A 6,616-nucleotide genomic window follows, 5' to 3' on the forward strand; every position below is an offset into this window, starting at 1 on the left:
CGTCGGCGCCGTCTGCGCCGCGCTCGGCGTGATCATCATCGTGCTCGGCTGCGCCGGACGGCGCACCGGCGGCCTGCATCCCTTCGCCTGGACGGCGATGTTCCTCGCCGTCTGCGCGATGTCCGTCGGAGGCGCATGGACGGCCGTCAACGTCTACAGGAACGGCATCGACCGCGATTACACGCCGATCAGCCTCGCCGCGGGCAACGTCGAGCTGACGTCGTCGGCCGATGATTGGAGGAAGCTCGAACGCGGCGTCGCCGTCACCGGCAACAGCTACCGCTACAACCAGCTGAGCGTCGATCTGTCCAACACGAAGAAGCACACGGTATGGCTCAACGACGGGCATCCCGGGACGAGCACCTGTCCGACGGGCCGCATCCCGATGACGGTGACGAACGCGCGCGTCGTCGTGACGATCCCCGATGGATGCTCGTGGAGGATCGCAAGCGGCGGCGCGACCTACCCGACCGATTCGGTCGGCGGCCCGTACACCTTCATGTCGCGCGGCAGCGGCCTCGCCGACGTCGACGTCGTCGGCTGGGACAACGACGACATCGTCGGCTACACGCATGTGAGGATGCCGGGCATCGAAGTCGAGGTCGGCGATCCCGACGACAGGGACGAGGCCATCGACGAGGACGCCGACGACACGACGACCTGGGTCGACACCGATGACATGTACTTCACGTCGCACGCGATGGCCGACCTGTGCACCGGCGTCAGCGTGCGGGACGGCAACGTCGACCTCGCCGCGGACGCGAACGCGCAGATGAAGAAACTCATCGAGTCCGACCGCTATTGGCCGTGCGCGGCGAGTGCGGACAAGGCGCCGAAGGAAGCCGAACTCATCATCGAACCGAACGTGCTCATCTCGGGCGGCGTCACAGTGCGCTACGCCTCGCAGCGGTGAGCGGACAGGAAACGGACACCGACATGAACAACGCAGACCACAACATGCACGATGACGACACCGAGGTCATCGCGCGGCAGACCACGCCGGCGCAGGCCGACGACGCCACAACGGAGATGGACATGCCGTTGAGCGAACGCTTCGCCGACTTCGACGCCGACGACGCCCCGGCGCCCGACGACGGGGACACGCGCGAGATGCCCGTGCAGACGGGGGGCGACGAGACGACCGTCGTGTTCGAACGGACGGACGTCGACGAGCCCGCGCCGACGAGCGTCATGCCGCAGCAGGACGCCGATGATGCGACGCGGCCAATGTCGACCGGATGGTCGTGGTCGTCGGACGCGTCGGCGCCCGACGGGACCTTCGATGCGACCGTCATCGAGGAGGACACGGTGACGGAGGCCGACGCGCCGGAGGCGGCTCCCTCCGCGCCGCCGATGACGCCGCCGCCAGCCGACGCCGTGCCGATGTACAACGCGCCGCAGCCGACCGAGGAACCCAAGGTCGTGCGTCCGGAGGGCGCGAGCGCCGGCACGATCGCGTTCGGCGTCGTCGTCACGATCATCGGCGCGCTGACGATCCTCGTCGGCGCGACGATGAACAGCGGACTGCTCGACTACATCAACTGGCGCGAGATCATCAACTGGACGCTCATGGGACTGGGCGTGCTGCTCAGCGTCATCGCGATCGTCTGGGGCGTCGTCTCCCACATGCGCAACCGCCGCCGCGACGGCCGCTGACCCGACCATATCCGTACCATCACGAAACCACCCGACGAAAGGAGACCATAGGGACACATCGCTCGACACGACGCCGCGGCACTTCGCTTTTCCAGTTACCCATTACCCGTAGCCGCGGCCGACTCACACGCAACGCCGCCCCTCGCCGGCACCGCGCGCCATACGCGGAAAACGGCAAAGGGCGGCGTTCCGCGCGCTACAGTGGCAGCAGAACGAGGGTGCGTGGATGAGAGACGAACACGCGTCGACGAGCAACGGATGACAAGAAGGTGAGGACGTGGACGAGACGACGGAGGCGACCGCGACGACGACGGCGGGCACGGGCGGTGCGGGGCACCTGTTCACGGCGCATGACGTGACGGCGGTCATGCCCAAGCGCGGCGGCGGTGAGACCACGGTGTTCCGGGGACTCGAATTCCATGTCGACGGCGGCGAGGTCGTCGACCTGACCGGACCTTCGGGATCGGGCAAATCGACGCTGCTCACCGCCTTCGCGCGCCTCAACGTGCACACCACCGGCTCGTTCGCGCTCGACGGCGAGGATTCGGACACGTTCACGCCGCAGCGGTGGCGCGTCGCCGTCGCCTATCTTCCGCAGACGTCGACGCTCATCGGAGAGACGGTCGCCGACGCGATCCGGTTGCCGTGGACGTTCAAGGTCCGGCAGGACGCACGCGCGCACGAGGCGAAGGACATGCTCTCCGATGCGCACATCCGTGCGACGCTCGACCGCATGGGCTGCCGGGACATCGACCTCGACCGCGCGCCGCGCGACCTGTCCGGCGGACAGGCGGCCCGTGTCAGCCTCGCGCGCACATTGCTGACGAAACCGCGCGTGCTGCTCGCCGACGAGGTCGACGCCGGACTCGACGAGGAGAACGCGGACAAGGTCGCCGACCTGCTCAAGCTCGCGGCGCATGACGGCACGGCCGTCGTGCGCATCCGCCACCGCGCGCCGGACGGACGCGCGACGCGCATGATGGTGCTCAAGGCCGGCGAACTGCGCGAGGTGCCGCTGCCGACGGCCGCGCAGGTCGCTGCGGCGCAGCGCGCGGACGCCGTCGACGGTTCGGCGGACGGCGCGCAGGGCGACGGAACGGAGGAGTGAGCGGATGGAATCGTATTTCGACATCGACATATGGGGACTCGTCGCGGCCGTCGTCATGGTGATCGTCGCGGCCGGCATCTCGGCGCTGATGAGGACCGGCGTCGCCAAATCGCTCATCTGGGCGACGGCGCGTTCGCTCGTGCAGCTGCTCGCGATGGGCTTCATCCTCGAATACGTGATCCGGCAGAACAACGTGTGGCTCGTCATCGGGCTCATCACGCTGATGCTGCTCGCGGCCGTGCAGATCACGATGGGACGCGCGACGGGCGCGCCGAAGGGGCTCGTCGGCATCGTGCTGCTGTCGCTCGTCGTGACGATGCTGCTGATGCTCGCGATCGTCGCCGAACTCATCGTGCGGCCGAAGCCGTGGTATGCGCCGCAGCTCGTCATACCGCTCACCGGCATGCTGCTCGGCAACACCGTCAGCGCGCTCGCGCTCGGCCTGAGCCGCTTCTTCGAATCGATGCGCGAACGGTACGCGGAGGTGAACACGATGCTCGCGCTCGGCGCCACGAAATGGGAGGCCGCGAAACCGTCGATGATTTCGTCGATCCGCCTCGGGCTGCTGCCGTCGATCGCGATGCTCGCGTCGAGCGGCATCGTGACGATCCCGGGCATGATGTCCGGCCAGATCATCGCAGGCAAGAGCCCGGTGAGCGCGGCGAAGTACCAGTTCGTCATCCTCGCGGCGGTCGCGGCGCTGACGCTCGTCGCGGATTCGATCATCATCGCGCTGATCTACAAGCGCTGCTTCATCTCCTACGACCGCTACTTCGTGCCGGAACCGGCGAAGAAGCTCAGTTTCAAGGACCTCGTCCAGCTGCGCAAGGACGTGCACCCGGACGAGAAGCCCGATGAGGTCAGGCGTGAAGCCGAGCAGGAGCAGCGCGCGCGGACGCGGTAGGGCAACGGACGATGAGACGTTGCCGCCAAGGCGGAAACGGTGGTGCCGGCGGGTGTTTCCGTCGGCACCACCGACGTTTCGGGTCGGAATCGGGCCGGTTTGCGGGTGGGGCCATCGGTCTGGTCGACGAATCGGGACGCGGGGACTGGCACCATCGGCACGCGGATACGCGAAAAGCCTCACCCGAGGGTGAGGCTTTTCAGAAGGGTCGGGCTGGCGAGATTTGAACTCGCGGCCTCTTCGTCCCGAACGAAGCGCGCTACCAAGCTGCGCCACAGCCCGATGTTGCTTTCTGGCAACAGGTGATAGTTTACGCACTCGTGAAGGAATTGCAACTTCGGCGTGTCGCGCCGGTTGCGCGGTGGGAAAAGCGGGCGGCGTGCGTGTAGCGGCGGCCGGTTACACTGGTGCGCTATACCAAGCCCGCACCGGCGCACATATGCGCGCCGTGGGCATCCGTGCGCCGTGGGTGATGAGGGTTCGTATCCCTCGTCATTCAGGTGCGCGCGCGGTGCGCGCACGCGCGCGGCGAAGGACAAGCAAGGACGAGAACGAGGACATGACCGAACAGAACACGAACAACGAACACGAGGCGCTTGCCGAGACGCAGGCCGACGAGACCGTCGTCGTCGAGGACGAGGAGGTCGCGGCGCCGTCGATGAGCACCGTCGAACGCGCCGAGCTGCTGCTCAGGCAGGACGAGACGATCGCGCGCCGCATCGACGAAGGCGCGACGCTCGACGAGGCCGTCGACCCGTCGAACAAGGAATTCGGACCGCTCGCGCATCCCGAGCAGGTGCAGATGCGCGTCGCCAAGCGCGCGCTGATGCTCAAGGACGGCCTCAACCCGTATCCGGTCTCGCTCGACGTGACGAGCACGATCGAGGCGGTGCGCGCGAAGTGGGACGGCAAGCTCGAGGCGGGCGCGGAAACGGACGACGTCGTCGGCATCGCCGGCCGCGTCCTGTTCATCCGCAACGCCGGCGGCCTGTGCTTCGTGCAGCTCGCGGCCGGGGACGGCACGACGATCCAGGCGATGCTCTCGAAGAAGCAGATCGGCGCCGACTCGCTCAAGCTCTTCAAGCAGCTCGTCGACCTCGGCGACCATCTGTTCGTCAAGGGCCGCGTCATCGCGTCGAAGACCGGCGAACTGTCGATCTTCGCCGACGAATGGGCGATCGCGTCGAAGGCGCTGCAGCCGCTGCCGACGCTGCACAAGGAGCTCAACGAGGACACGCGCACGCGCAAGCCGTACATCGGCATGATCGCCGACGAGAGGATCCGCAACATGGTGCGCAACCGCTCGAAAGCCGTCGCATCGCTGCGCCACACCTTCGAGGAGCACGACTTCCTCGAGGTCGAGACGCCGATGCTGCAGACGATCCACGGCGGCGCCGCCGCGCGTCCGTTCACGACGCACATGAACGCCTTCGACCTCGACCTCTATCTGCGCATCGCGCCGGAGCTGTTCCTCAAGCGCTGCCTCGTCGGCGGCATCGACCGCGTCTTCGAGATCAACCGCGACTTCCGCAACGAGGGCGTCGACGCGACGCACGCGCCGGAGTTCACGATGGTCGAGGCGTACGAGGCCTACGGCAACTACGACACGATCGCCAAGCTCGTCAAGGAGCTCATCCAGAAGACCGCGATCGACGTCTTCGGCTCGACGAAGGTCACATTGCTCGACGGCACCGAATACGACTTCGGCGGCGAATGGAAGCAGATGAGCATGTACGACTCGCTGTCCGAGGCGCTCGGCCAGCAGATCACGCCCGCCACGAGCGTCGCCGAACTCGGCGCGATCGCCGACAAGCTCGGCGTCGAACGCGACGAGGTCGAGAACCACGGCAAGCTCGTCGAGCACCTGTGGGAGCACTTCTACGAGGACAAGCTCTACGAGCCGACCTTCGTGCGCGACTTCCCGGTCGAGACGTCGCCGCTCGTCAAGGCGCACCGCTCCAAGCCGGGCGTCGTCGAGAAATGGGACCTCTACGTGCGCGGCTTCGAGCTGGCGACCGGCTACTCCGAGCTCAACGACCCGATCGTGCAGCGCGAACGCTTCGTCGCGCAGGCCAAGGACGCGCTCGCCGGCGACGAGGAGGCCTGCGACATCGACGAGGACTTCCTCGAGGCGCTCGGCGTCGGCATGCCGCCGGCCGGCGGCATGGGCATGGGCATCGACCGTCTGCTCATCGCGCTCACCGGGGCCACGATCCGCGAGACGATCACGTTCCCGCTCGTCAAGCCGCTCAACAGCTGAACATCGATTCCTCATACCCCTTCCTCGGCGCGGTCGCGCGCTCGGCTGCATCCGCATGCCGGAAGCGCGGCCGCGCCGTCGTATGCGCAGACGGCAGGTCTGGGACGTCCATAATCGGCGATGTCCGTTTTGTGCATCGCGCACGTTTCCTGATACGGTGGTCGCACTTGTGCCGGCGGCGTTCGCCGGTGGGAGCATGCGTCTTTTTGACAAGAGAAAGAGGAAAGATCATGAGTTTCAACGAACAGCCGCAGGTGCCGCCGATGCCGTCGGCGCCGCAGCCTGCGCCCGACATGCAGCGTACACTGCGCGAACTGAGCGATCCGAAGGTCAAGGTCGGCAATCTCGGTGTTTCGGTCGCCGCCGTCACGACGGTCGTCGCCGCCGTCCTCGCCATCATCGCGATGTTCCTGCCGTGCGTGACCGTCTCGGTCGGAGGCTTCTTCTCGCAGACGGTCAGCCTCATTCAGGGCGACGGTTGGATCGTCCTCATCCTCGCTATCGCCGTGGCCGTGCTCGCCGTCGTCCGTCAGGCGCTCGCAGCGTTCGTCGTGGCCGTGCTGAATTTCCTGCTGTGGCTGTTCGAGACGATCAACACCGGGCATGTCGCCGGGGAGGCGTCGTCGTATTCCGACCTCGTGCAGCTCAAGGTGAGCTACGGCGCGGGATACTGGCTGTGGGCCGTTAC

The 6,616-nt window shown here is 66.9% G+C and carries 4 protein-coding genes, 1 tRNA gene and 2 pseudogenes; 6 read left to right on the top strand and 1 reads right to left on the bottom strand.

All coding sequences use genetic code 11. From position 1 onward, the window contains the following. The 4 genes and pseudogenes from B1400_RS09740 to B1400_RS09000 all read left to right on the top strand — a co-directional run. Positions 1 to 913 (top strand): annotated as a pseudogene (locus B1400_RS09740) (hypothetical protein); the annotation flags it as partial. After that, a complete protein-coding gene (locus B1400_RS08990) occupies positions 910 to 1,656 on the top strand; it encodes a hypothetical protein (RefSeq protein ID WP_133064681.1) in 747 nt (248 codons plus the stop codon). The pseudogene B1400_RS09740 and the gene B1400_RS08990, both read left to right, overlap by 4 nt. 367 nt (positions 1,657 to 2,023) lie before the next feature. Continuing rightward, positions 2,024 to 2,764, top strand: a complete 741-nt coding sequence (locus B1400_RS08995) for an ABC transporter ATP-binding protein (RefSeq protein WP_095614053.1) — start codon at positions 2,024 to 2,026, stop codon at positions 2,762 to 2,764. 4 nt (positions 2,765 to 2,768) lie between these two features. Continuing rightward, positions 2,769 to 3,668: an ABC transporter permease gene (locus tag B1400_RS09000; RefSeq protein WP_095614051.1), complete on the top strand. Its 900-nt coding sequence runs from the start codon at positions 2,769 to 2,771 to the stop codon at positions 3,666 to 3,668. A 208-nt stretch (positions 3,669 to 3,876) separates the two neighbouring features. On the opposite strand, the gene B1400_RS09005 is transcribed toward B1400_RS09000, so the two are convergent. After that, positions 3,877 to 3,950: transfer RNA gene (locus tag B1400_RS09005), tRNA-Pro, on the bottom strand. A 277-nt stretch (positions 3,951 to 4,227) separates the two neighbouring features. Between B1400_RS09005 and lysS the strand changes: the two genes are divergently transcribed. Then, complete coding sequence (lysS, locus tag B1400_RS09010; protein WP_157909667.1) at positions 4,228 to 5,928, top strand: lysine--tRNA ligase; 1,701 nt, start codon at positions 4,228 to 4,230, stop codon at positions 5,926 to 5,928. Positions 5,929 to 6,158: 230 nt separating this feature from the next. Then, positions 6,159 to 6,616: pseudogene (locus tag B1400_RS09015) on the top strand (hypothetical protein); the annotation flags it as partial.

The sequence above is a fragment of the Bifidobacterium italicum genome (assembly GCF_002286915.1).
Taxonomy (GTDB): Bacteria; Actinomycetota; Actinomycetes; order Actinomycetales; family Bifidobacteriaceae; genus Bifidobacterium; species Bifidobacterium italicum.